The organism is Micromonospora sp. NPDC005163, assembly GCF_053599835.1.
Genome location: NZ_JBSFYP010000005.1, coordinates 1 through 22,216, shown reverse-complemented (window position 1 = coordinate 22,216; position 22,216 = coordinate 1). Strand labels below are relative to the sequence as shown.

Genomic DNA, 22,216 nt, shown 5'->3' with positions numbered 1-22,216 from the left:
ACCGGCCCGGCCGGGGCACCGGCCGTGTTCGTCAGTCAGCGCCGGCGCACCGGCGCCGGTGTCACTTCTTGCCGGCGGCCTTGCCGTCGCCGGAGTCGGAGGAGAGGGCGGCGATGAAGGCCTCCTGCGGCACCTCGACCCGGCCGACCATCTTCATCCGCTTCTTGCCTTCCTTCTGCTTCTCCAGCAGCTTGCGCTTACGGCTGATGTCACCGCCGTAGCACTTGGCGAGCACGTCCTTGCGGATCGCCCGGATGGTCTCCCGGGCGATGACCCGGCTGCCGATGGCCGCCTGGATCGGCACCTCGAACTGCTGGCGCGGGATCAGCGTGCGCAGCTTGGCGGCGATGGTGACGCCGTAGTTGTACGCCTTGTCCTTGTGCACGATGGCGCTGAACGCGTCAACCGGCTCGCCGTGCAGCAGGATGTCCACCTTCACCAGGTCGGACGCCTGCTCGTCGGAGGGCTCGTAGTCCAGCGAGGCGTAGCCCTTGGTCCGGCTCTTCAACTGGTCGAAGAAGTCGTAGATGATCTCTGCGAGGGGCAGCGTGTAGCGCAGCTCCACCCGGTCGGCGGAGAGGTAGTCCATGCCGAGCAGGCTGCCCCGCCGACCCTGGCAGAGCTCCATCACCGCGCCCACGTAGTCATTGGGTGTCAGCACGGTGGCCCGGACCACCGGCTCGTACACCTCGGCGATCTTGCCGGTGGGGTACTCACTGGGGTTGGTGACGACGATCTCCTCGCCGTCATCCGTGATCGCCCGGTAGACGACGTTCGGCGCGGTGGAGATCAGGTCAAGGTTGTACTCGCGCTCCAGCCGCTCCCGGATGATCTCCAGGTGGAGGAGGCCGAGGAAGCCGCAGCGGAAGCCGAAGCCGAGCGCGCCGGAGGTCTCCGGCTCGTAGTCCAGCGCGGCGTCGTTGAGCTTGAGCTTGTCCAGTGCCTCGCGCAGGTTCGGGTAGTCGGACCCGTCGATCGGGTAGAGGCCGGAGTAGACCATCGGCTTCGGGTCCTTGTAGCCACCCAACGCCTCGGCCGCCGGCCGACTGTTGATGGTGACCGTGTCACCGACCCGGGACTGTCGGACGTCCTTCACGCCGGTGATGAGGTAGCCCACCTCGCCGACGCCGAGCGCCTCGGCCTTCACCATCTCCGGCGAGATGACACCGATCTCCAGCAGCTCGTGCACCGCCCCGGTGGACATCATCTTGATCCGGTCCCGGGCGCTGATCCGGCCGTCGATGACCCGGACGTAGGTGACGACGCCGCGGTAGACGTCGTACACCGAGTCGAAGATCATCGCCCGGGCGGGCGCCTCGGCGTCGCCGACCGGCGGGATGAACTGCCGGACGATCTCGTCGAGCAGGTGCGGCACGCCCTCGCCGGTCTTGCCGGAGACCCGGATGCAGTCGGCGGGGTCGCCGCCGATCAGGTGGGCCAGTTCCTCGGCGTACTTCTCCGGCTGGGCGGCCGGCAGGTCGATCTTGTTGAGCACCGGGATGATGCGCAGGTCGTTCTCGAGCGCCAGGTAGAGGTTCGCCAGGGTCTGCGCCTCGATGCCCTGCGCGGCGTCGACCAGCAGCACGGCCCCTTCGCAGGCTGCCAGCGACCGGGACACCTCGTAGGTGAAGTCGACGTGTCCTGGGGTGTCGATCATGTTGAGCACCGCGTGCTCACCGATCCGCTCACCCTCGCGGATGGTCCACGGCATCCGGACGGCCTGGCTCTTGATGGTGATGCCGCGCTCGCGCTCGATGTCCATCCGGTCCAGGTACTGGGCGCGCATCTGCCGGGGGTCGACCACGCCGGTGAGCTGCAGCATCCGGTCGGCCAGGGTCGACTTCCCGTGGTCGATGTGGGCGATGATGCCGAAGTTCCGGATGCGACCGGGGTCGGTGGCACCAGGAGCATTCGCGCCGGGATCGAGCTTCGGTGGCACAGCGGTCCGTTCTGGTCGGCTGACGTGAACAGGCCGGCGCGCCGCCGACCCCCTCTATGTTCCCACGCCGCCGGGGTGCCCCCGCTGCGCGGGCGATGGATCGGCCTGCGAAGCGCCCGCGCCCGTCACTCCACCGGCGGCTCCACGAAGAGCGCGGCCAGCCGGGGCAGCCGACGGCGGGCCTCCTCCTCGTCGTCGAAGTCCCAGAAGTCGTTGAGGTCCGGCGCGCGCACCGGCTCCCGGGCCGCCGGCAGTTCCGACGCGGTGGCCTTGCGGTACGCGTCCCAGGGCACCGCCAGCATCTGCTCGGCGGAGAACTCCTCCCCGCTGAGCGAGGCGGCCCGCACCTGGGGCAGCTCGGCCAGCGAGTCCGGGTCGGCGACCGCGCGGGCGAAGACCGCCCGACCCTGGGTCATCAGCCAGCCCCGGAAGTGCTCGAAGCCGTCCGCCGACGCGCCGCCGTTGATCAGGTACGCCGCCCCCCACAGATCCGCCTTGTGCGACGCGGCCAGCACCCGCGTCTGGTGCCGGGCGTACCCGACGATGTCCTCCGGGTCACGCTGGGCGAGCAGCGCCACAGCGCGCGCGGCCACCGGGCCGGGCTCTCCCCCTCCGCCGGCCCGGGCCTCGTCGATCAGCTGCCAGAAGTCCTCGGTCCTCATGGCTTGGCAGTCTGGCAGTGTCGCCGCGCGCTGTGCACGTACCCCGGGGCAGCATGGTGGGGTGTCCCCGACGCCGCTGCCTCCGGTGCCGTACCACGCGAGCGCGCTGCGCCCGTCGTGGCCGGCGCTGCCGGCGGCGCTGCGGGCCGCGATCGCCGACCGGCTCGGCGCGCCGGTGGTCACCGCCCGGGTGGCCGGCGCGGGCTTCACCCGGGGCTTCGCCGCCGTGCTCGGCACCGCCGACGGCGGCCGGGCCTTCGTCAAGGCCGCGTCCGCCGTCGAGCAACCGCGCCTGGTCGACTCGTACGCCCGGGAGGCCGCGATCCTCGACCGGCTGCCGGCCGGCCTGCCGGCGCCTCGCCCCCGGTGGACCCTGTACGAGGCCGGCTGGTTCGTGCTCTGCACCGACGCCGTCGACGGCCACACCCCGCGGCTACCCTGGGCGCCCGCCGAGCTGGACGCCACGCTCGCCGGGTACGCCGAGGTCGCCGCCGCGCTGGCCGACCCTCCGACCGGGCTGACCGCGCTCGACCTGCCGCACCTGGCCGACCTGGCCCGGTCGGACATCCTCTGGTGGGAGGAGGTCGCCGCCGGCCGGGAGCCACCTCCGGCGCTGCCCGAGCCCGTGCGGGGTCGGCTGCCCGAGCTGGTGGCGCTGGAGTCCCGCCTCCCCCGGTACGCCACCGGGGCGACCGGCCTGACCCACGGTGACCTGCGGGTGGACAACGTGCTCATCGACGCGGACGGCCGGGCCTGGTTCTGCGACTGGACCTGGGTCTGTCACGGGCCGGCCTGGTTCGACCTGGCCGGCCTGCTGCTCACCGCGTACGCCAGCGGCCTAGACGCGGACCGGCTCTTCGCCGCGCACCCGGTGACCGCGGGCGCGCCCCCGGACGCGCTGGACGCCACCCTGGCCGCGCTGGCCGGCTACTTCCTCACCGGCGCCGCCGCGGCCCCGGTGACGGCCTCGCCGCACCTGCCCGCGCACCAGCGGTGGAGTGGCGAGCAGGCGCTCGACTGGCTCGCCCACCGCCAGGGCTGGCGATGACCGGCGGGGGCGTAACCTGGGCCCCGACGGGCCGGATCAGCGGCGCGTTCGGCCGCGCGAGCACGGAGCCGTTTTGGCTCGTCCCGGGCGACCTGGTAACCTGGCTCTTCGCGCAGCGATGACGCATGTTCGTCATCTCGCGCACCTAAGCTGACCAACCCGAGCTATCAAGACGAGGCTGTCGCGTGGCGAACATCAAGTCCCAGATCAAGCGCAACCGGCAGAACGAGAAGGCCCGGCTGCGCAACAAGTCGGTCAAGTCGTCGCTGAAGACCGCCGTCCGGAAGTTCAACGAGGCTGCTGAGGCCGGTGACGTCGAGAAGGCCGCCGCGCTGATGCAGGAGGCCTCGCGCAAGCTGGACAAGGCTGTCAGCAAGGGCGTGATCCACTCCAACCAGGCCGCGAACCGCAAGTCCGCGATCGCCAAGCGCGTGGTGTCGCTCTCCGCCTGACGACTCGCCGTCAGACTGATTCGGAAAGCCCCGGGCCCCGGCCCGGGGCTTCCGTGTGTCCACCCGCGGGCACGTTCTCCGCCCCTACCCCCGGTCAGTCTGACGGGTCGGTGCGGCGGTTGGGTGGCACCTGATCGGCGTTGATCACCACGCCGGGAACGGTGTGCGAGATCCACTCCACCCGGGCCCGGCCGACCACCGGCTCCATCTGCCGGCGGAAGCGGTCCCGTTCCTGCTCGGGCACGAGCGCGGCGGAACGCACCACGATCGCGGCCACCATGTCGTTGAGCTTCACCATCACCGCCACCACGGCGGGCAGCACCAGCACGGCCCACCAGGTGACCAGCTCGGCGAGGGCGAGCAGCACGGCCAGCGCGACCGTGCCCTCGAAGAAGAGGAAGCAGAGCACCCCGCCGGGGTTGACGAACCGCAGGCCGAGGAGCCGGGCGTAGAGCGGCCGATAACGCTCCTCATCGGCGGGGATGGTGGCCCACGCCGTACGGTTCGGCCCCGTCACCGGATGCTGCCCTGCCGGGCCGCCGCGACCGAGAAGACAGCACGTTCCAGGGCGTACGCCCGGTCGTCCGAGCCGCCCTTGACGGCCGCGTTGCACTCGGCGGCGACCTGCATGGCCCGGACCAGCCCCTCGGGCGTCCAGCCGCGCCCCTGCCGCTGCGCCCGCTCGATCTTCCAGGCCGGCATGCCGAGGGTGCTGGCGAGCTGGTACGCGTTGCCCCGCCCGGCCGACGCCACCCGGGCCACCGTGCGGACCCCGTCGGCCAGGGCGTCGGCGATGGGCACCGGGTCGACCCCGACGTGCAGGGCCCAACGCAGCGCCTCCAGCGCGGCCGGCACGTCCCCGACCATGGTGGCGTCCGCCACCGTGAAGCCGCTCACCTCGACCCGGCCCCGGTAGTAGCGGGCGACCGTGTCGGCGCCGATCCGACCGTCGGTGTCGGCGACCAGTTGGGAGCAGGCGGCGGCCAGCTCGCGCAGGTCGTTGCCGACCGCCGCGATCAGCGCCTCGGCGGCGTCGTCGGTGCACCTGCCGCCGGCCCGCCGGATCTCGTCGCGGACGAAGGTCACCCGGTCGCGGTGCCCCTTCTGCCCCTTGGGCAGCTTGGCCGCCGGGATCACGGTCGCGCCCGCAGCCCGCAGCCCGTCCGCGAACGCCTTGCCCTTGGCCCCGCCCAGGTGCAGCACGAGCAGCTGGACCTCCGGGTCGGGGTTTTTCGCATACGCCAGCAGCGCCGCGACCAGGTCCTTGCGGGCGTCCTGCCCGGCGTGCAGCACGAGCAGCCGCCGCCCGCCGAACAGCGACGGGCTGAGCATCTCGGCGATCTCGCCGACGGTGAGCGCACTGGCCTGGTACTCGCGGACGTCCACCTCAGGGTCGACGCTGCGTACCTTCGCGACAGCTTCGGTCACCGCTCGCGTGGCGAGCAACTCCTCATCACCGAGGACGAGCAGAATGGGGGCGAGGCTGGCGGGGGTCACGCCGCCCATATTCGCACGGCCCACGGCGGGATCGTGCCTGGTCATTCGCCGCTCAGTCGGCACAGCCCGCAGTCAGTGCAAATCCCGACATTCACCCTGATCCCCCTCGAAATTCGTATACCCCCAGCATTTACCGCGTTGGTCGCGCAATTTCCACCGGAAGTCACGCCAGCATCCTTCCCCGCCCGGTTCAGGGTCGTCGACCCGGCGGCACGCCTCGGCGCACCACCGCCAGGCCCGCCCCCGTCCCGATCGCCGCCAGATCGCCGTCGGTGTCGGTCCGCAGCACCCGGGCACCGCCCCTGCTCAGCCGGGCGAGCAACCCCGGATTCGGGTGCCCGTAGGTGTTGCCGGTGCCCACCGGCACCAGCGCGACGGCCGGCCGGACCGCGTCGAGGAAACCCAGGTCCTGGTATGCCGACGCATGAGCGCGGCGGGTACCGACAATGATCGGGCCCGGCAGGTGCGCCAACACCTGATCTCCGGGGGACAACGCCGGGCCCGACGCGCGCCGGGACGCTGCGGAGGCCGCCGCCTCCGGTGCGCCCCTGGACGCGGCCACGGTCACCCGGTCGATCCGGGAGCGGCAGGAGCAGGCGCAGGCCGCACAGATCACGGCGGACGGCACCCGGGACGCGGTGGGCCAGGTCCGGCAGCAGGTAGCCGCCGGGATCGAGCAGCGCCGCACGGAGTGGCTGACCTACCTGCACGGCCAGGCCGCCGCCGGACTGGCGCGGCCGGATCTGGTGGTGGCGGAGCTGGTGGTGGCGGAGCTGGAAGCGGCAGTGGCCGACCTGGCCGAGATCGACCGGGTGCGGCAGGTGGTGGAGTCTCCGAGCGGCGGCCGCCTGTTCGGCACCGGGACGACCATCACCGGCAACGCCGTGGAAGCGGCCAGGGAGACCCGGGAGCGCGCGGCGGTGGCGCTGGCGGGCCTGGAGCGCCACGCCGCCAAGGTGGCGCGAGAGAAGGCGTCTCAGCCGGTCTGAGCGGTCACAGACGGACGGCCCGCACCCCCGGATTGGTCTCCTCCGGGTGCGGGCCGTTCTTTCGTGCTGTCTGCGCTCAGTACCGGGCAGGCCGGTTGCCGGCCAGGCGGTGCGCTCTCACCCGGTCCCGGGCCCACCGCAGCGCCGGGCACGCGTCCGTCCGTCCGGCGCACCGTTCGCAGTAGCCCACGATCCAGTGCCGCCGGATGATCCGCTTGGCCAGCATGGGCACCCATTCCGATCGGGGTAGCTCCCGCTCCAGCATGGCCCCACCTCCCATAGTCGGTGCAGGTCCGGGCACCGAGCCCCGCTCAAGTGCCCGGACCGCCCCTATAGGGGACCGAACGAGCGACCCCCTGTCAAGTGTGCAAGGGGGTGGGTGGCGACGGGTGAGCAGCGCGGACGGGTGGCCGCAAGGGGGGTTGCGACTCCGTAAGGGGGTCCGGCCGGGATCCTCGGGGCATGGCCCGGAGGTTGTACGGCTCGGCGGAGCTACAGGAACGCCTAGGCGTGTCGCGCGTCCGGGTCGTCCAGCTCACCAGCCGCCCCGACTTCCCCGAGCCCGTTGACCGCCTGGCCGGTGGCTCCGTCTGGTGGGCCGAAGACGTGGAGCGCTGGATCGCCGAGCACCAGCCGTGGAAGGCGCGCGGCGCGGACGAGCCGCCGCCGCCGGAGAGCTGACCGGTTTCCCCGTCGCGCACTGACGGATGCCATTGCGCGACGGGGAAACTCAGCGCCAGATAATCTCGATCCCGTCCGTGCTGGACCCCGGTCCGCGCCGGCCCCGGTCCACCCGGATCTCCATGAGCAGGCGGACAACGGTCCGGCGCGCGTCCGGGCTGAGTGCGTCCCACGCCTTCTCCACGTCCGCCGCGCTCACCAGTTCCCCGAGCACGGATGCGCGGTCCGGCGGTGGGGCGGCGGCAGCCTCCAGCGCGGCCAGCTCGGGGCGGAGCTGGCCCGTGATCGTGGCGAGCTGGCGGGCCGTGATGACCCCGGCCGCGAAGCTGGCCGCAGCGTCGTCGAGCCGCTGCCGTACCTGCTCCGCCGCCTGAGCGGCCCGTTCCCGCTCTCCCCCGTCATCGTCCGAGGTGAGCAGGGCGGCGGCATCCGGTCGGCTCAGGCGCGCGATCACCACCGCCTCCACGTACTCCTCCAGCCGGTCCCGTCGCCGGCTCACCGTCATCAGATTGAAGCCAGCGAGGCGGTGGTGCAGGTTCGCCTCCCGCCGAGCGGAGGGAAGGTGGAACAGGACCGGCCACGCCCAGGTGCTCATCGCGTAGGGGCGTTCGTACTTGGCGATCTTCTCGGTAAGGACGTCCAGGCATTCGCCGCTGGTGCCGTACTCGAGGAAGAACGGCACCGCCCGTCCGCGCTCGGTCCACATCCCGGCGCCGTCCGGGCGGGGCAGTCCGGTGGGTCCGTGGACCATCATCTGCGGGTTGCCGCCTTTGCGGTAGAGGACGCCGGGTTCGTGGTAGGCGGCTGCCAGCGGATCAACTTGCCGCCCGGGTAAGTGCGGGCGTGGGCGGCGAGGTCGATGAAGACCTGGTTGCCGGCGAGCAGGTGCGGGAGGTCCGGTCGGCGGGTGAGGGACTGTTTGCGGCGGCGAGCTTGGTCCCGGCGTGGTCGGCCGAGTCCGCGTTGGACGCGGACGTGGTCGTAGCCGAGCTGGTCCAGGACGTAGTGGTAGGGGTAGGAGCCTCCGTCGGCTTTGTTGGGCCGGAACCGGTCCACCGCCCGCAGCAGCGTGAGGCGGCGCAGGCGGCGTTGGGTGGAGTCCAGGGACGGGAACAGGGCGGCGGCGATCTGGTCGGTGGTGAACACGCCGTGGTCGTAGAGCCAGCCGAGGAGCCGGTCGTCGCGGGCGGTGATGCTGGCCTGAGGCCGCAGCAGCGGATCCGAGGTCTGTGTGGGTTTACGCATGGGCAGCCCCAGGGGGGAGACCCCAGAGCTGAGGGTCTGTCTGGAGCCGATCAGAGTCGTTGTGAGGGGGGTTGACCTGGGCTGCGAGCGAGGACGGAGGGTCAGGTTGGGGGTCAGGATCAAGGCGGACGGTCGAACGGGGATCGGCGCTGACTCCTACACTGCCGCGCACACCGGGCCCGGCGTGACGACACGGTGAGAGTGTGTGTGAGGCGGGCCGGTGACGGAAGCGGCGACGCGGCTGAGATTCGTCATGTGGGGTGATCACTGTTGTTGCTCCAAGGTCAGAGGTGTGGGTGTGCGGCGGGTGCACCGGCCGCTGTCGCGGGCGGGAGCGCGTGGACAGGTCCGGTCAGGTTCTGTCAGCTCGCGGGCCTGCTGACAGGCGCGCAAGCTGGTCTGACAGCGGCGGCTCGCTCTGACAGAAGCCGCAGGTTGGGGTTCTGTCACGCGGCCTCCCCCGGTGACAGGTTCGGTGCGGGTGAGGTGGTCTCGGCGCGCAGGACGCGTACGAGCGCCGAGGCGGTGGCGTTGGACAACTGGTGTCCGTCCGCGCGTAGCTGTCGGGCGAGGGCCTTGCGGGACATCGGCGTTCCCTCGACGGTGAGGGTGCGGGCGGCGGTCCGGGCGGCCGGGACCAGCGCGGTGACCTCCGGACCGCCGTCATCGGCCGACGGCTGGCCGTCCGGGCGGTCCGGGACCACCTCAGATCGGTCCGCGGCGGCGGGGACCGCGGTCGTGCGGTCCCGGACGGCGGCAGTAATGGTGGCGAGCGGCTGGCGGTTGTCCGGGACCGACGCGTCGACGGTCAGTGGCGGTCCGGGCTCCGTCCGCACGGGCCGGACGGTCGACGGGGGTGGGGCGGGGTCGGCACGGCCGAGGGCGATCTTCACCATCGCCAGAAACCGAGCGCTGGCAGGGCGGCGGCGATCCAGCCGATCAGCGACGCCTCGGCCTCGACGACTTGCGCCGCCAGCGACAGCAGCACCGCCGCGACCAGCATCGTGGCGGGGATCGCGACGTTCTTGCGCAGGCACCGGTTGCGGCGCAACTTCAGGCCAGCGGCGATCGAGGTCAACTCCAACACGATCGCGTCGGCCCAGGCCAGCCAGCCCGGCTGACCGTGCGCCGCGGCGACGGCATGTACGTGTGTGAAGGACGCCACGCCGGCCGTGGCCCGGCGCTCCCTGTACTTCATGCCCGAGGGTGCACAGGGGGTGGAGGTCCCTGCGGTTCACCACTCCGGACGCCACCGACGACCGACTGCACGAGGTTCGTACCGGGACGTCGCCGGCCGGTCAGCCGGACCCCGGTGAGGGTCGGCGGATGACCGTACTCACCCTCAAACACCTCAGCGCGGGGCACCGTCGGGCTCACCCCCGAGGAGGTGGACGCGCATCGACGTGAAGGCCGACGGCGGCGTCGAGCGGGCCGCTCGGAACACCCGGTGATCAAGCCCTCGTGGCGCTGCCGGACCTGCCGGATCGCCTGGCCCTGCTCGGCCGCGAAGCTGCGTCTCCTCGGCGAGTACCGTCATGACCGCCCGGCGCTGCTGATTCACCTGGCGTCCCTTCAGGAGGAAGCCGCGGGTGACCTCACGGCGCTGAACCCGAGCAACCCGCCGACGAACCTCACTGACCGCTTCGTCGACTGACTCGCGTCCGCTGAATCCACTGTTAGCAGAGTTGTCACGCCAGCTGGCGGTCAGCGGTGGCGGCGCGTCCGCTCGCCGAGCGCGCCCGCCGTCACGACAAACCGCTCTCAGTCGAGCGACCGATTGTATTCGTGGAAACCGACGGCCTTTCCGTCCCGAACCAAGATGTGAATGCAATGCCGGGCCGCGTAGGGCTCGTTGAAAGCGACACCCCGAGCCCAGTCCTCGATGACGACGCGATCCTCGGCGACGGTCTTGTGAATGACCTCGACCCTGTCGAATCGGCTGGTGCCGGGGGTGAAGGCACTGAAGAATGCGACCAGTTTCTCCCGCCCTTCGGGCCCGGTGAAGTGGCCGGTCTGCGGCGCCGGCAGAATCAGGTCCACCTCCGCGCCGAAAAGGTCGAAGAAGCTCTTCCACGACCCGGTCTGGAACCCCTGGATCAGGGCGTCATACGCCTGGTCGCCGATCACCCGGACGTCGTCGTTCATCATCTGTTCCTTCCGAGTAAATTCCGCACTGGGACATTCTGCTCGACGAGTGCCTGCCCACGGACGCCGTTGGCTACGGCAAGGCGACTGCTACCTGGTGGTCGGCGGGCGGGATCACCCGCTCGCCCGGGTCCCGGGGATACCCGCCGTGCGCTCGGAGAAGGTCTGGGCGTCGGCGGGCAGCTGGGCTACGTCGGTATGGGCCATGACGCCACCGTGGTCAGCGGGCCTCCGGGTCCAGGCCCAGCACGGCCCGTCCCCCGTCCACCGGCAGCGTGACCCCGTTGATGAAGCTCGCCGCCGGCGACAGCAGGTACGCGACCGCCTCCGCCACCTCGTCGACCGTCCCGATCCGGCCCACCGGGTGCAGCCGGGTCAGCTCGGCGTCGATCCACTCGGCCTGGGTGGGCTCCTGGGCGGCCAGGAAGTCGCCGTGCCGCTCGGTGGCGATCGAGCCGAGCGCGACGGCGTTGGCGCGGATGCCGTGCCGCCCGTACTCGACGGCCAGCGCACGGGTCAGCCCCTCCACGGCGGCCTTCGCTGTCGAGTACGGCAGGGCGCCCGAAACCGGCCGGCGGGCCTGGTGCGACGAGACGTTCACGATGGCGCCACCCGCTCCGGCGGCCAGGAACCGGCGCACGGCCACGGCGGCGCCCACCACGGCCGGGCGCAGGTTCTGCCCGATCAGGTCGAGCACCGCGTCGGCGGACGCCGAGTGCAGGGCGGCGTCCCGGAACACCGCGGCGTTGTTGACCCAGCCGGTCAGTGGCGCGGAGCGCTCCGCCAGGTGGGCGGCGCGCTCGGCCACCTGCTCGTCGCCGGCGTCGCCGATGATCGCGCCCAGCCGGTCGGCGGCCGGGTGCCCGGCCAGCCAGTCGACCGCGTCGGCGTCACGCTCCACCACGACGACGGTGGCACCGGTCGCCACGAGTCGTTGCACCACGGCCCGGCCGACGCCACGGCCGCCGCCGGTCACCACGCACGACGTGGACACCTGGCTCAGCCGCCCGGTCTGCGGTGGACGACGACGCAGGCCAACCCCGGGCCGGCGTGCGCGGCGACGACGGCGCCCGCCTCGGAGACGTACGTGTCGTGCAGCCGGTCGCCGAGTCGCTCGGTGAGGGCGGCGAGCAGTGCTTCTGCTCGCTGCGGAGCTGCCAGGTGGTGCACCCCGAGGTCCACCTCGTCGTCGCCGGCCGCCTCGACGGCCAGGTCGACCAGCCGGGCCACTCCCCGGCTGGCGGTGCGCACCTTCTCCCGCAGCACGATCGAGCCGTCCGGCATGTGCATGATCGGCTTGACCGACAGGGCGGTGCCGAGCAGCGCCTCGGCGGCGTTGATCCGGCCGCCCCGGCGGAGGAATTCCAGCGTGTCGACGTAGAACCAGACGGTGGTCCGGACGACGGTGGCGAGGGCCGCGTCGCGTACACCGGACAGGTCGGCACCGGCCTCGGCGGCCGTGGCGGCCGCGATGGCCGGGAAGCCGAGCCCCATGCCGGCCGAGCGGCTGTCCACGACCTCGACCCGGCCGTCCAGGTCGGCGGCGGCCAGTCGGGCCGCCTCGACCGTGCCGGACAGGCTCGCGGAGATGTGCACCGAGACGATCCCGTCGGCGCCGGCGTCGAGGAGCCGGCGGTACGTCTGGGCGAACTGCTCGGGCGCCGGCCGGGAGGTGCTGGCCGTGACCCGCCGGCCGCTCAGCGCCAGGGTGGCGTCGGCGGGCTGGGTCTCCACCCCCTCCAGTCCCTCCGCGCCGTTGAGCACGACGGTCAGCGGCACGACGGTCAGCCGGTGCGCCTGCACCAGGTCGGGGGGAAGGTAGGCGGTGGAGTCGATGACGACCGCGACGGGCATGCCCGCACGCTAGTCGATCGGGGCGGTGAACGCCGAGGCGCAATCGTGCGACAGGTAGCGGGGCCGGCCGCGATGGACGGCGTTCAGACCGCGTCGACGACGGCCGGGGCGGTGATCATGCCGATGTTGTGCGCCCACAGCTGCCAGCCCCGGACGTCGTCGTGCCGCAGCTCGGTCCAGTGGCAGTTGACCAGCGAGCCGATGCTGCGCAGCACGCCGGCGTCCCAACCGAGCAGGTGACCGATGCCCTGCCGGGAGCCGGCGCCGTGGGTGGCGATCACCACGGTGCCGCCGGGTGTCGCGTCGGCCGCCTCCTGCAACGCGGCGGCGACCCGCTGGCCCAGGTCGTGCAGGGGCTCAAGGCCCGCGCCCGGGGCCGGGTCGCCGGACCGCCAGCGGGCGTACTCCGCGGGGAAGCGCTCGGCGACCTCGGTGAGGTACAGGCCCTGCCACTGCCCGAAGTGCCGCTCGCGCAGCCGGGCGTCGGTGCGGACCGGCAGGCCGGTCAGCGCGGCCAGCGCGGCGGCGGTCTCCGCGGCGCGACTCAGGTCGCTGGACACGATGGCGTCGGGACGCAGCGACGCGAGCAGCGGGGCGGCGTCGCGGGCCTGGTCGCGGCCAAGCTCGTTGAGGGGTACGTCGGTCTGCCCCTGGACGCGGTTGGCGGCGTTCCAGTCGGTGTTGCCGTGCCGCCAGATGATCAGCCGGGTCATTCGGCCGCGGCGGACCCGCTGGCGTCGGCCTCGACGAGGTCGCGGTCGACGAACGGGATCGTGGGGCAGTCCTTCCAGAGCCGGTCGAGCGCGTAGAACTCGCGCTCCTCGGTGTGCTGGACGTGCACCACGATGTCGACGTAGTCGAGCAGCACCCAGCGGCCACCACGCTCACCCTCGCGCCGCACCGGCTTGGCCTTCTCCGGCAGCTCCAGCAGGCGCTCCTCGATGGCGTCGACGATGGCCAGCACCTGACGCTCGTTGGGGGCGGCGGCGAGCAGGAACGCGTCGGTGATGGCGAGCTGGTCGCCGACGTCGATGATGGTGATGTCCTGCGCCTTCTTGTCGGCGGCGGCCTGGGCGGCGGCGATCGCCAGCTCGTGAGCGCGTTCGGAAACTGTCACCGTTCTCCTTCGATCAACCGTGCGATCCTCCAAGCGTCTCATACCCGGCGTCGCCTCGACTTGTCAGTTCTGGTCGATTAGCCGCATGAATGGGGGCGAACCGGGCATGGTCAGCGCTGATACAGGTTCCGTTTGGCGATGTACTGCACCACACCGTCGGGCACCAGATACCAGACCGGTTCGCCCCGGGCCACCCGCGCACGACAGTCGGTCGACGAGATGGCCATCGCCGGCACCTGGATCAGGCTGACGGTGTCGGCGGGCAGGTGCCTGTCGGTGAGTTGGAAGCCGGGCCGGGTCACCCCGATGAAGTGGGCCAGCTCGAAGATCTCGTCGAGGTCCTTCCACGACAGGATGCGTTGCAGCGCGTCGGCGCCGGTGATGAAGAACAGCTGCACCTTGGGGCCGTACTCGGCCTGGAGGTCGCGCAGCGTGTCGACCGTGTAGGTCGGCCCACTGCGGTCGATGTCGACCCGGCTGACCTGGAACCGGGGGTTGGAGGCGGTCGCGATGACCGTCATCAGGTACCGGTCCTCGGCGGGGCTGACCGGCTCGTCGGTCTTCTGCCACGGCTGCCCGGTGGGGACGAAGACCACCTCGTCCAGGCCGAAACGGTCGGCCACCTCGCTGGCCGCGACGAGGTGCCCGTGGTGGATCGGGTCGAAGGTGCCGCCCATGATCCCGATCCGCCGGATGTCTTCCTCCACCCCGTGATCGTAGGCCGGGCATCGTGGACCACCGCTCCGGCCCGGCGACGGGCACACCTGATCCCGCTCCAAACACGCGAGGAAACAAAGGCCATCGACCCGGGGGTCGCGGTGCGACGACTCGTGCGCATATACTCGCCAACAAGTAATCGGGAACGAGAAGGAGGAGGGTGTCGTGCCGAAGCGGCGCAAGGTCGGCAACCTGCTGGCGCTGGCCGTGCTGTCCGCCCTGGTCCAGCGGCCGATGCACCCGTACGAGATCGCCACCGCACTACGCGCCTGGGGCAAGGACCAGGACATGGAGTTCAAGTGGGGATCCTTCTACACGGTGATCCGCAACATGGACAAACACGACATGATCGAGGCCGTGGAAAGCGTCCGTGACGGCCGACGCCCCGAACGCACCGTCTACCGGATCACCGACGTGGGACGGGCGGAGCTGGTCGACTGGGCCCGCGAGCTGGTCTCCACCCCGATGCCGGAGCATCCCCGCTTCCGGGCCGGCCTGTCCGTGCTCGCCGCGCTGCATCCCGACGAAGCCACCGACCTGCTGCGGCAACGGCTCGACCTGCTGGACGACGCCATCGGCCAGGACCGCGCAACGCTCGACGCGCACCTACGGGAGATCCCGCGGCTGTTCCTGGTGGAGTCCGAGTACGACCTGGCCATGCGGGCCGCGGAAGCGGCCTGGCTGCGGGCCCTGCTCGCCGAGCTGACCTCGGGCAGCTACCCGGGTCTGGACACCTGGCGGGCCTTCCACGAGACCGGCGAGATACCGGCAGAGCTGGCCGAGCTGGCGGAGAGGACCAGCACCCCGGCCCCCGACACCCCCGACTGACGGACGGCTCCGGCGGGGTGCGCCAACACCCCGCCGGAGCCCTTACCTCGAACCGACACCTGGGAAGGCGCCCGGCCCGAAGCGGCAACCACGAGGATAACCGCGCTCCCTCCCAGGTCGGTTCGCACGCGCACGAACCGACGACACCCAGGGAGAGAGCATGACCACAGTACGAACCGCGATCGTCATCGGCGGCGGCATCGCCGGTCCGGTGACGGCGCTCGCGCTGCGCCGCGCCGGCATCACCGCCACCGTCCACGAGGCGTACCCCGCCACCGCCAGCGGGGTCGGCGGCATCGGTGGCATCGGTGGCACCCTCGCGCTCGCGCCCAACGGCGTGGCGGCACTGCGCACGGTGGGCGCGGACGAGGCGGTGACCGCGATCGCCACCCCGATCGAGCGCACCGTGATGGCCGTCGGCCGCCGCCGCATCGACCTGCCCACGCTCGCCGGGGTGCCACCGCTGCGCGTGGTGCACCGGGCCGAGCTGCACCGGGTGCTGCACGACCGGGCGGTCGCCGAGGGCGTCCCGTTCGCGTACGGCAAGCGGCTGGTCGCCGCCGAGCAGACGGAGAGCGGCGTGACCGCCCGCTTCGAGGACGGCAGCACCGCCACCGCCGACGTCCTGGTCGGCGCCGACGGCATCCGCTCGACCGTTCGCGGTCTCATCGACCCGGCCGCGCCCGGCCCCCGGTTCACCGGGCTGCTCGGCTTCGAGGCGGTGGCCCGGCACGAGGTGGACGCCGAGCCGGGCACGATGACCTTCGCGTTCGGGCGACGCGGCTACTACCTCTACTGGCCGGAGCCCGGCGGTGGCACCCGCTGGGGTGCCAACCTGCCGCACCAGCGGCCGTTGAGCCTGGTCGAGGCCCGCGCGGTGCCGGCGGCGCAATGGCTGGACACGCTGCGCAGCAGCTACGGCGACGACGATCCGGGCCGGGAACTGACGGCGACCAGCAGCGCCGACGAGCTCCAGGTCGTCGGCGCGTTGCAGATCATGCCGCCCGTGCCGCACTGGCACCGGGGGCGGATGGTGCTGGTCGGCGACGCGGCGCACGCGCCGTCGAACAGCTCCGGTCAGGGCGCGTCACTGGCGATCGAGAGCGCCGTGCAGCTCGCCCGCTGCCTGCGTGACCTGCCGGACGTGGCATCGGCGTTCACCGCGTTCGAGCGGCTGCGCCGCGCGAGGGTCGAAAAGGTCGCCGCCCGAGCGGCGCGGATCAACCACGCCAAGGCGCCGGGGCCGGTCGCCCGGACGCTCATGCCGCTGCTGATGCCGCTGCTGGCGCGCACCGCGATGGACCCGGAGAAGACGGTCGCCGCCGAACAGCGCTACGTCATCGACTGGGACGCCCCGGTCACGACGGAGCCGGCGCTGCGCTGAGCCGGGGCGCGGGGTGGCCCGCCAGCCACCCCGCGCCTGCCCTCTCAGGCCGCCGCGGCGGCCACCGCCGTCCGGGCGACCAGCGCGCGGCGCAGGTCGTCGTCGGCGTCGGTGACCACCCGGCGCAGGCCGGGGGTCAGGTCGTCGCGGGCCAGCAGCGCCGCGGCCGCCTCCCGCGTCGGCTGCGCCACGGCGTAGCGGGGGAACGCCAGGGTGGCCACGCGGTCGGCGGTCCAGGGAGTACGCCGACGCGCGGCGGCCGGCATGTCCGCGAAGTACCGCTCGACGTACGCCGCGGTCAGCTCGCCCTGCTCGGGCTGCCAGAAGCCCTCGGCGGTCGCCTCCAGCAGCCGGTTGGACAGCTCGGTGCCCCCCACGATGATGTCCCACGCCGCCTGCTTCGCGGCGGGATCGGGCAGGGCGGCGCGGCAGCGGGCGGCCCGCTCGGCGCCGGTGGCGCTGCGGTCGGCCGCCACCTCGGCGTCGATCTCCGCCGCGCCGGCCGCGCCCAGCACCACCAGCCGGCGCAGCACCAACCAGCGCAGCTCGGCGTCGACCTTCAGCCCGGTCGGCACGTCGCGGCCGGCGAGCCAGCCGGTGAGCAGGTCGGCGTCGGTGGTCGCGGCGATCCAGCCCCGCGCGGCGGCGAGCTGCAACGACTCCCCCGCCGGCGCGCCGTCGAGCAACTGCCGGCACGCCCCGGCGACCCGGGCCAGCGCCGCGGCGCGGGTCAGCGGATCGAGGTAGCGGTCGACCAGCGACCGGCTCAGGGTGAGCACGTCCTCCGCGATGATCACCTCGGTCTCGGCCGGCAGCGCGGCGACCATCAGCTCGACCAGGCCGGTCACTGGCCGCTCGCCATCGGTCGCCGCGTCCAGCGCCTCGCTCCAGAGCACCGCCCGCGCCAGCGGGTCGGCCAGCCCGGGCAGCACCAGCGGCACGGCGTTCGCCGACGCCGGGTCGAGGCGCACCTTGGCGAACGTGAGGTCGCCGTCGTTGGGCAGCAGCAGCCGGGCCGCCGGGGCGCCGGTCAGCCCGTCGAGCACGGTCCGCCCGCCGTCGGTGGCCGGGTCGAGGTCCACCTCGTCGCGCTCCACCGCGCCGTCCGCCGAGTAGCGGCCCACACCGATCCGGTGCGGACGCAGCACCGGGTGCGACTCGGGCGCGGTCTGCACCACGGCCACCTCGGTGTAACGGCCGTCGGCGTCGACGGCGACCTCGGCGCGCAGCGTGTTGACCTGCGCCTGGCGCAGCCACAGCTCAGCCCAGCCGGACAGGTCCCGGCCACTGGCGGCGGAGAGGCTGGCCAGCAGGTCGGCGAGGGTCGCGTTGCCGAAGCGGTGCGCGGCGAAGTGCGCGTTCAGGCCGGCGAGGAACGCCTCGTCACCGAGCCACGCGACGAGCTGCCGCAGCACGCTGGCGCCCTTGGCGTACGAGATGCCGTCGAAGTTGAGCAGGCCCTCGTCGGCGTCGGCCACCTCCTCCGGAGCGACGGGGTGGGTGGAGGGGCGCTGGTCGGCGGCGTACCCCCAGGCCTTTCGGCGCATGGCGAACGTGGTCCACGCCTGGTCGAAGCGGGTCGCCTCGGCCGTGACCCGGGTGCCCAGGTACTCCGCGAAGGACTCGTTGAGCCACAGGTCGTCCCACCAGCGCATGGTGACCAGGTCGCCGAACCACATGTGCGCCATCTCGTGGGCGATGGTGGTGGCCCGCAGCTCCCGCTGGGTGTCCGTGACCGCCGAGCGGAAGACGTAGTCGTCGCGGAAGGTGACGATGCCCGGGTTCTCCATCGCGCCGGCGTTGAACTCGGGCACGAACGCCTGGTCGTACTTGCCGAACGGGTAGCGCTCGGTGAAGAGCTCATGGAACCGGTCCAGGCACTGCCGAGTGACGGTGAAGATCTCCTCCGCGTCGGCGTCCAGGTGCTCGGCCAGCGACCGGCGGCAGTAGATGCCCAGCGGCACGCCGTCGTGCTCGGCCCGCCGCACGTGGTACGGGCCGGCGATCAGCGAGAAGAAGTAGGTGGCCAGGGGCGCGCTCGGGGCGAACTCCCAACGCCCGGGCGCGGGGTTGGCGGCCACCTCGGCGTTGCTGGCGACCGTCCACTCGGGTGGAGCGGTGACCGTGAGGGTGAACGACGCCTTCAGGTCGGGCTGGTCGAACGCGGCGAAGATGCGCTGCACGTTGTCGAGGAAGGTCACCGCGTAGAGGTAGGTCTCGCCGTCGGCCGGGTCGACGAAGCGGTGCATGCCCTCCCCCGTGTTGGAGTACGCCATCTCCGCTTCGACGAACAGGGTGTTCTCCGCGGCCAGGTTGGTCAGCGGGAGCCGGTTGTCGGTCAACGCGCCGGGGTCGACGTCGCGGTCGTTGAGGCGTACCGCCAGGAGTTTGGCGGGTTTGATCTCGGCGAAGGTCGCGGTGCCGGGGGTCGCCCGGAACCGGATCTCGACGCGGGAGCGGAACAGCTCGCCGCCACCGGTCAGGTCGAGGTCCACCTGATAGGACTCGACAGTAATCGCCGCGCCACGCGCGGTCGCCTCTACACGGGTCAGGCTCGGCATCCGCTTATCCTGCCCGATGGGGATCCGCACGCGGTCACCACACGACCCTCGGCACTGGAGGAAAGAACCATGGCGCAGCACCCCAAGGGCGACTTCGACCTCTCTCGGGCGGTCTGGCAGCGGGCCGACGGGGACACCTCCGACAGCGCCGTCGAGGTCGCGTTCGTCGACGAACTGATCGGGATGCGCAACTCCGCCCAGCCGGAGGGGCCGGTGCTGGTCTTCACCCAGGCGGAGTGGGACGCGTTCGTCGCCGGCGCGCAGGACGGCGAGTTCGACCTGGACTGAACTCGCACGCCGGCTCGGCGGTGTGGGGGTGTTTCGACGCCCGCGGCACTCCCACGTCGCCGACCCGGGGCCGGGCGTCAGCCATCGGTCAACCATCGCCGGGGCCGTCGCCGTCGCCCCAGCCGAGGCCGCCGGGACCGGGGGCGTGGTGGAAGCCGAGATGCTCGGCCACGTCGACGCAGCGCTCGCCGTCCGGGCCGACCGCCCCGCAGAACAGCCGCTCGGCCCGGTGCCAGGCATCGGCCGGCGACAGGGCCGCCGCGCCGAGCGCCAGCTCCGGGCGGAGCAGGCTCAGCGCCTCCGCGTACGCCACCGCCAGCTCGCGGGCGTCGGCCATGCCGGCAGCCGTGAAGCCCAGGTGCACCGTGAAGAACCGGTGCGGCCGGGTGGGCCGCCGGGGCGGCCCGATCAGCGCCCCCCGGTCCCGGATCCGGTCCGCGCCGAGACCCCCGACCGCCCGCCGCTGCCGCCAGTGCGGCGATCTGTTGTCCCGCATACGCCCTCCCCGTGATCCCTTGTCGCGGACCGGCCGCAACACCGGCCCCAGCCGCCCCGGCCCTCGCCGCCGCCGGCCACTCACCCGAAACTCAACCAGGTTCCCGCGCCGGTGGGAGGGGCCAGCGGACGCCGATCCGGTGGCCGAGCCGCACCGGCCAGCCGGCGCGCGACCGATGCCAGCGGTGGGTTCAGGAGCCCCGACCTGGGTAGACGCACCCGGCCGAGCAGACCGGCCGGCATCCGCACGTGAGGAGACCCGATGGCAACCATGCCGGCCGACCGCGGCCCGGACAGCACGCTGGCGTTCCTCCGCGCCGGCTACCGGTTCATCGGCGAGCGCTGCGACCGGTACGGCAGCGACGTCTTCCAGACCCGGATCCTGCTGGCCCCGACCATCTGCCTGCGCGGCCGGCCGGCGGCGACGCTGTTCTACGACGCCGAGCGCTTCCAGCGGCGCGAGGCGATGCCGACGCGGGTACAGCGGACCCTGACCGGCCGGGGCGGCGTGCAGGGGCTGGACGGGCCGGAGCACCGGGACCGCAAGGCGATGCTCATGTCGATCATGACGCCGGCCGCCATCGGGCAGCTCGGCCAACTCTTCGACGACGAGTGGCAGGCTCGGATCCCGGCCTGGGAGAGCGCGACGCCGGTGACGCTCTACGACGAGCTGGGCCGGCTGCTGACCCGGGTGGTCTGCGCCTGGGCCGGGGTGCCGCTGGCCGCGTCGCAGGTCGACCGCCGTACCGTCGAGCTGCACTCCATGATCGAAGCCCCGGCGATGGTCGGTCCCCGGCACTGGCGGGGCCTGCTCGCCCGCCGCCGGGCCGAACGCTGGATCGCCGACATCATCGAGCGGACGCGGATCGGCATTCTCCCGGCCCCCGCCGGCAGCGCGCTGAAGGTGATCGCCGAGCACCGCGACGCGCGGGGCAGGCTGCTCCCCCGGCGGATCGCCGCGGTCGAGCTGCTCAACGTGCTGCGGCCGACGGTCGCCGTGGACCGGTTCATCGTCTTCGCCGCGCTCGCCCTGCACGACCATCCCGCCTGGCGGCAACGGGTCCGCGGCGACGACGAGGCCACCGAGCAGTTCGTGCAGGAGGTACGCCGGTACTACCCGTTCTTTCCGGCCGCCGCGGCCCAGGTCCGGCGCTCCTTCGACTGGCAGGGCCACCACTTCCCGCGAGGGCGGCGGGTGCTCCTCGACCTGTACGGCACCAACCACCACCCCGCGCTCTGGCCCGAGCCGGAGCTGTTCCGCCCGGAGCGGTTCGCCGGCCGTCCCGTGGACGCGTTCCAGCTGATCCCGCAGGGCGGTGGCGACCACTGGACCGGGCACCGCTGCGCCGGCGAGTGGATCACCATCGACCTGATGAAACGGGCGGTCACCAACCTGACCAGCGCCATGCGCTACGAGGTTCCGCCACAGGACCTGGCCCTGGACCTGCACCGGATGCCGGCGCTACCCCCCACCGGTCTCACCCTCACCAACATCCGCCGCACCGCCTGACCCACCGCCTGCCCGGGAGGCACGCTTGCCCTTCGACCCCGGCCGCGGCCGGGACGGTACCGCGCCGCCCCCGTTGCCGATAGCGTACGTGCTGCCGCTGCGCTGGACCGTCGACACCGGCCTGGCCGATCTGACCGACTACCTGCGCTGGCTGGGCGGCCGCGTCGAGCTGATCGTGGTCGACGGCTCCCCACCGGACGTCTTCGCCCGCCACGCCGCGGCGTGGCGCGGGCTGGTCCGCCGGCACCTCCCGCCCGACCCCACCCTGCGCGGGCTGAACGGCAAGGTGACCGGGGTGCTCACCGGCGTCCGCGCGGCCGGCCACGAACACGTCGTGATCGCCGACGACGACGTCCGGTACGACGAGGCCGGGCTGCGCGCGGTGCACCGGCTGCTCGGCCGGGTGGATCTGGTCCGGCCGCAGAACTACTTCGCCCCGCTGCCCTGGCACGCCTGGTGGGACACCGGTCGGACGCTGCTCAACAGGGCGCTCGGGGCGGACTACCCGGGCACCCTGGCGGTGCGCCGCAACACCTTCCTCGGCATGGGCGGGTACGACCCGGACGTGCTCTTCGAGAACCTGGAGCTGATCCGCACCGTGCGGGCGTACGGCGGAACCGAGGCCACGCCGGCCTGGCTGTACGTACGCCGGCTGCCACCGGACGCCGCGCACTTCCGCGGCCAACGGGTCCGCCAGGCGTACGACGATCTGGCCCAGCCGGTCCGCCTGCTGACCGCGCTCGCGGTCCTGCCGGCGCTGGCGGCGGCGGTCGCGGCCCGCCGGTCCGGGCTGCTGCTCGGCGC

25 protein-coding genes and 2 pseudogenes are annotated in these 22,216 nt (G+C 72.7%); 10 read left to right on the top strand and 17 right to left on the bottom strand.

What is annotated here, in order from left to right; translation table 11 throughout:
* Positions 1-61: 61 nt before the first annotated feature.
* Complete coding sequence (gene lepA / locus ACWD6N_RS06055) at positions 62-1,939, bottom strand: translation elongation factor 4 (protein WP_354965597.1); 1,878 nt, start codon at positions 1,937-1,939, stop codon at positions 62-64.
* Between the two features lie 125 nt (positions 1,940-2,064).
* Entirely contained in the window at positions 2,065-2,601 is a 537-nt protein-coding gene (locus tag ACWD6N_RS06050; RefSeq protein WP_354965598.1) for a DUF4240 domain-containing protein, read from the bottom strand.
* A 61-nt stretch (positions 2,602-2,662) separates the two neighbouring features.
* On the opposite strand from ACWD6N_RS06050, the gene ACWD6N_RS06045 reads away from it, so the two are divergent.
* Together ACWD6N_RS06045 and rpsT are read left to right on the top strand one after the other, a co-directional pair.
* Positions 2,663-3,649 (top strand): phosphotransferase, encoded by a 987-nt coding sequence (locus tag ACWD6N_RS06045; protein WP_354965599.1) that lies wholly within the window; start codon positions 2,663-2,665, stop codon positions 3,647-3,649.
* Between the two features lie 185 nt (positions 3,650-3,834).
* Complete coding sequence (gene rpsT / locus ACWD6N_RS06040; RefSeq protein ID WP_210912321.1) at positions 3,835-4,101, top strand: 30S ribosomal protein S20; 267 nt, start codon at positions 3,835-3,837, stop codon at positions 4,099-4,101.
* Positions 4,102-4,195: 94 nt separating this feature from the next.
* On the opposite strand, the gene ACWD6N_RS06035 is transcribed toward rpsT, so the two are convergent.
* The 3 genes and pseudogenes from ACWD6N_RS06035 to ACWD6N_RS06025 all read right to left on the bottom strand — a co-directional run.
* Positions 4,196-4,618: a hypothetical protein gene (locus ACWD6N_RS06035; protein WP_354965600.1), complete on the bottom strand. Its 423-nt coding sequence runs from the start codon at positions 4,616-4,618 to the stop codon at positions 4,196-4,198.
* On the bottom strand, positions 4,615-5,607 hold the full coding sequence (holA, locus tag ACWD6N_RS06030) for a DNA polymerase III subunit delta (RefSeq protein ID WP_354965661.1): 993 nt from the start codon (positions 5,605-5,607) through the stop codon (positions 4,615-4,617). The genes ACWD6N_RS06035 and holA overlap by 4 nt, the downstream gene beginning before the upstream one ends.
* A gap of 181 nt (positions 5,608-5,788) precedes the next feature.
* Positions 5,789-6,025: pseudogene (locus ACWD6N_RS06025) on the bottom strand (hypothetical protein); the annotation flags it as partial.
* Positions 6,026-6,236: 211 nt separating this feature from the next.
* Between ACWD6N_RS06025 and ACWD6N_RS06020 the strand changes: the two are divergent.
* Positions 6,237-6,587: a hypothetical protein gene (locus tag ACWD6N_RS06020; RefSeq protein ID WP_354965601.1), complete on the top strand. Its 351-nt coding sequence runs from the start codon at positions 6,237-6,239 to the stop codon at positions 6,585-6,587.
* Between the two features lie 76 nt (positions 6,588-6,663).
* On the opposite strand, the gene ACWD6N_RS06015 is transcribed toward ACWD6N_RS06020, so the two are convergent.
* Complete coding sequence (locus ACWD6N_RS06015) at positions 6,664-6,852, bottom strand: hypothetical protein (RefSeq protein WP_354965602.1); 189 nt, start codon at positions 6,850-6,852, stop codon at positions 6,664-6,666.
* A gap of 197 nt (positions 6,853-7,049) precedes the next feature.
* Between ACWD6N_RS06015 and ACWD6N_RS06010 the strand changes: the two genes are divergently transcribed.
* A complete protein-coding gene (locus ACWD6N_RS06010) occupies positions 7,050-7,268 on the top strand; it encodes a helix-turn-helix transcriptional regulator (RefSeq protein WP_354965603.1) in 219 nt (72 codons plus the stop codon).
* A 49-nt stretch (positions 7,269-7,317) separates the two neighbouring features.
* Here ACWD6N_RS06010 and ACWD6N_RS06005 read toward each other — a convergent pair whose 3' ends face one another.
* The 3 genes and pseudogenes from ACWD6N_RS06005 to ACWD6N_RS05995 all read right to left on the bottom strand — a co-directional run bounded on the left by ACWD6N_RS06005 (position 7,318) and on the right by ACWD6N_RS05995 (position 9,711).
* A complete protein-coding gene (locus ACWD6N_RS06005) occupies positions 7,318-8,022 on the bottom strand; it encodes a replication-relaxation family protein (RefSeq protein ID WP_354965604.1) in 705 nt (234 codons plus the stop codon).
* Positions 8,019-8,513 carry a replication-relaxation family protein gene (locus ACWD6N_RS06000; protein ID WP_354965605.1) on the bottom strand — a complete coding sequence of 165 codons (495 nt, stop codon included), beginning with the start codon at positions 8,511-8,513 and terminating at the stop codon, positions 8,019-8,021. The genes ACWD6N_RS06005 and ACWD6N_RS06000 overlap by 4 nt, the downstream gene beginning before the upstream one ends.
* Before the next feature lie 446 nt (positions 8,514-8,959).
* A pseudogene (locus ACWD6N_RS05995) lies at positions 8,960-9,711 on the bottom strand (DUF2637 domain-containing protein).
* 249 nt (positions 9,712-9,960) lie between these two features.
* Between ACWD6N_RS05995 and ACWD6N_RS05990 the strand changes: the two are divergent.
* Entirely contained in the window at positions 9,961-10,167 is a 207-nt protein-coding gene (locus tag ACWD6N_RS05990) for a flavin reductase (protein ID WP_354965607.1), read from the top strand.
* 107 nt (positions 10,168-10,274) lie between these two features.
* Here the strand turns inward: ACWD6N_RS05990 and ACWD6N_RS05985 are convergent, their stop codons facing one another.
* From ACWD6N_RS05985 to nadD, 6 genes are all read right to left on the bottom strand, one after another.
* Entirely contained in the window at positions 10,275-10,658 is a 384-nt protein-coding gene (locus ACWD6N_RS05985) for a nuclear transport factor 2 family protein (protein WP_354965608.1), read from the bottom strand.
* A gap of 220 nt (positions 10,659-10,878) precedes the next feature.
* A complete protein-coding gene (locus ACWD6N_RS05980) occupies positions 10,879-11,652 on the bottom strand; it encodes an SDR family NAD(P)-dependent oxidoreductase (RefSeq protein WP_354965609.1) in 774 nt (257 codons plus the stop codon).
* A 5-nt stretch (positions 11,653-11,657) separates the two neighbouring features.
* Complete coding sequence (locus ACWD6N_RS05975) at positions 11,658-12,512, bottom strand: DegV family protein (protein WP_354965610.1); 855 nt, start codon at positions 12,510-12,512, stop codon at positions 11,658-11,660.
* An 83-nt stretch (positions 12,513-12,595) separates the two neighbouring features.
* The gene (locus ACWD6N_RS05970) at positions 12,596-13,225 is read right to left on the bottom strand and encodes a histidine phosphatase family protein (RefSeq protein WP_354965611.1); all 630 of its coding nucleotides are present in this window, start codon (positions 13,223-13,225) and stop codon (positions 12,596-12,598) included.
* Positions 13,222-13,629 carry a ribosome silencing factor gene (rsfS, locus tag ACWD6N_RS05965; protein ID WP_354965612.1) on the bottom strand — a complete coding sequence of 136 codons (408 nt, stop codon included), beginning with the start codon at positions 13,627-13,629 and terminating at the stop codon, positions 13,222-13,224. The genes ACWD6N_RS05970 and rsfS overlap by 4 nt, the downstream gene beginning before the upstream one ends.
* A 110-nt stretch (positions 13,630-13,739) precedes the next feature.
* Positions 13,740-14,336, bottom strand: a complete 597-nt coding sequence (nadD, locus tag ACWD6N_RS05960) for a nicotinate-nucleotide adenylyltransferase (protein WP_354965613.1) — start codon at positions 14,334-14,336, stop codon at positions 13,740-13,742.
* A 175-nt stretch (positions 14,337-14,511) separates the two neighbouring features.
* Between nadD and ACWD6N_RS05955 the strand changes: the two genes are divergently transcribed.
* Positions 14,512-15,174, top strand: a complete 663-nt coding sequence (locus tag ACWD6N_RS05955; protein WP_354965614.1) for a PadR family transcriptional regulator — start codon at positions 14,512-14,514, stop codon at positions 15,172-15,174.
* A 160-nt stretch (positions 15,175-15,334) separates the two neighbouring features.
* Positions 15,335-16,558: an FAD-dependent monooxygenase gene (locus ACWD6N_RS05950; RefSeq protein ID WP_354965615.1), complete on the top strand. Its 1,224-nt coding sequence runs from the start codon at positions 15,335-15,337 to the stop codon at positions 16,556-16,558.
* A gap of 44 nt (positions 16,559-16,602) precedes the next feature.
* Here the strand turns inward: ACWD6N_RS05950 and pepN are convergent, their stop codons facing one another.
* On the bottom strand, positions 16,603-19,119 hold the full coding sequence (pepN, locus tag ACWD6N_RS05945) for an aminopeptidase N (protein ID WP_387323644.1): 2,517 nt from the start codon (positions 19,117-19,119) through the stop codon (positions 16,603-16,605).
* 69 nt (positions 19,120-19,188) lie between these two features.
* On the opposite strand from pepN, the gene ACWD6N_RS05940 reads away from it, so the two are divergent.
* Positions 19,189-19,407: a DUF397 domain-containing protein gene (locus ACWD6N_RS05940; protein WP_354965617.1), complete on the top strand. Its 219-nt coding sequence runs from the start codon at positions 19,189-19,191 to the stop codon at positions 19,405-19,407.
* 88 nt (positions 19,408-19,495) lie between these two features.
* Here the strand turns inward: ACWD6N_RS05940 and ACWD6N_RS05935 are convergent, their stop codons facing one another.
* Positions 19,496-19,903, bottom strand: a complete 408-nt coding sequence (locus ACWD6N_RS05935) for a hypothetical protein (RefSeq protein ID WP_354965618.1) — start codon at positions 19,901-19,903, stop codon at positions 19,496-19,498.
* A gap of 261 nt (positions 19,904-20,164) precedes the next feature.
* Between ACWD6N_RS05935 and ACWD6N_RS05930 the strand changes: the two genes are divergently transcribed.
* Both ACWD6N_RS05930 and ACWD6N_RS05925 read left to right on the top strand, forming a co-directional pair.
* Complete coding sequence (locus ACWD6N_RS05930) at positions 20,165-21,412, top strand: cytochrome P450 (protein WP_354965619.1); 1,248 nt, start codon at positions 20,165-20,167, stop codon at positions 21,410-21,412.
* A gap of 25 nt (positions 21,413-21,437) precedes the next feature.
* On the top strand, positions 21,438-22,216 hold a 779-nt coding region (locus ACWD6N_RS05925), incomplete at its 3' end, for a glycosyltransferase (protein ID WP_450004525.1).

Bases quoted from the DNA above. Each gene is read 5' to 3' on its own strand.
- ACWD6N_RS05985 (WP_354965608.1), bottom strand. From the start codon at position 10,658: ATGAACGACGACGTCCGGGTGATCGGCGACCAGGCGTATGACGCCCTG.
- ACWD6N_RS05930 (WP_354965619.1), top strand. From the start codon at position 20,165: ATGGCAACCATGCCGGCCGACCGCGGCCCGGACAGCACGCTGGCGTTC.
- ACWD6N_RS05935 (WP_354965618.1), bottom strand. From the start codon at position 19,903: ATGCGGGACAACAGATCGCCGCACTGGCGGCAGCGGCGGGCGGTCGGG.
- ACWD6N_RS06005 (WP_354965604.1), bottom strand. From the start codon at position 8,022: ATGATGGTCCACGGACCCACCGGACTGCCCCGCCCGGACGGCGCCGGG.
- holA (WP_354965661.1), bottom strand. From the start codon at position 5,607: ATGGGCGGCGTGACCCCCGCCAGCCTCGCCCCCATTCTGCTCGTCCTC.
- ACWD6N_RS06000 (WP_354965605.1), bottom strand. From the start codon at position 8,513: ATGCGTAAACCCACACAGACCTCGGATCCGCTGCTGCGGCCTCAGGCC.
- ACWD6N_RS05975 (WP_354965610.1), bottom strand. From the start codon at position 12,512: ATGCCCGTCGCGGTCGTCATCGACTCCACCGCCTACCTTCCCCCCGAC.
- ACWD6N_RS06010 (WP_354965603.1), top strand. From the start codon at position 7,050: ATGGCCCGGAGGTTGTACGGCTCGGCGGAGCTACAGGAACGCCTAGGC.
- ACWD6N_RS05970 (WP_354965611.1), bottom strand. From the start codon at position 13,225: ATGACCCGGCTGATCATCTGGCGGCACGGCAACACCGACTGGAACGCC.
- ACWD6N_RS06015 (WP_354965602.1), bottom strand. From the start codon at position 6,852: ATGCTGGAGCGGGAGCTACCCCGATCGGAATGGGTGCCCATGCTGGCC.
- ACWD6N_RS05940 (WP_354965617.1), top strand. From the start codon at position 19,189: ATGGCGCAGCACCCCAAGGGCGACTTCGACCTCTCTCGGGCGGTCTGG.
- ACWD6N_RS06050 (WP_354965598.1), bottom strand. From the start codon at position 2,601: ATGAGGACCGAGGACTTCTGGCAGCTGATCGACGAGGCCCGGGCCGGC.
- pepN (WP_387323644.1), bottom strand. From the start codon at position 19,119: ATGCCGAGCCTGACCCGTGTAGAGGCGACCGCGCGTGGCGCGGCGATT.
- ACWD6N_RS05950 (WP_354965615.1), top strand. From the start codon at position 15,335: ATGACCACAGTACGAACCGCGATCGTCATCGGCGGCGGCATCGCCGGT.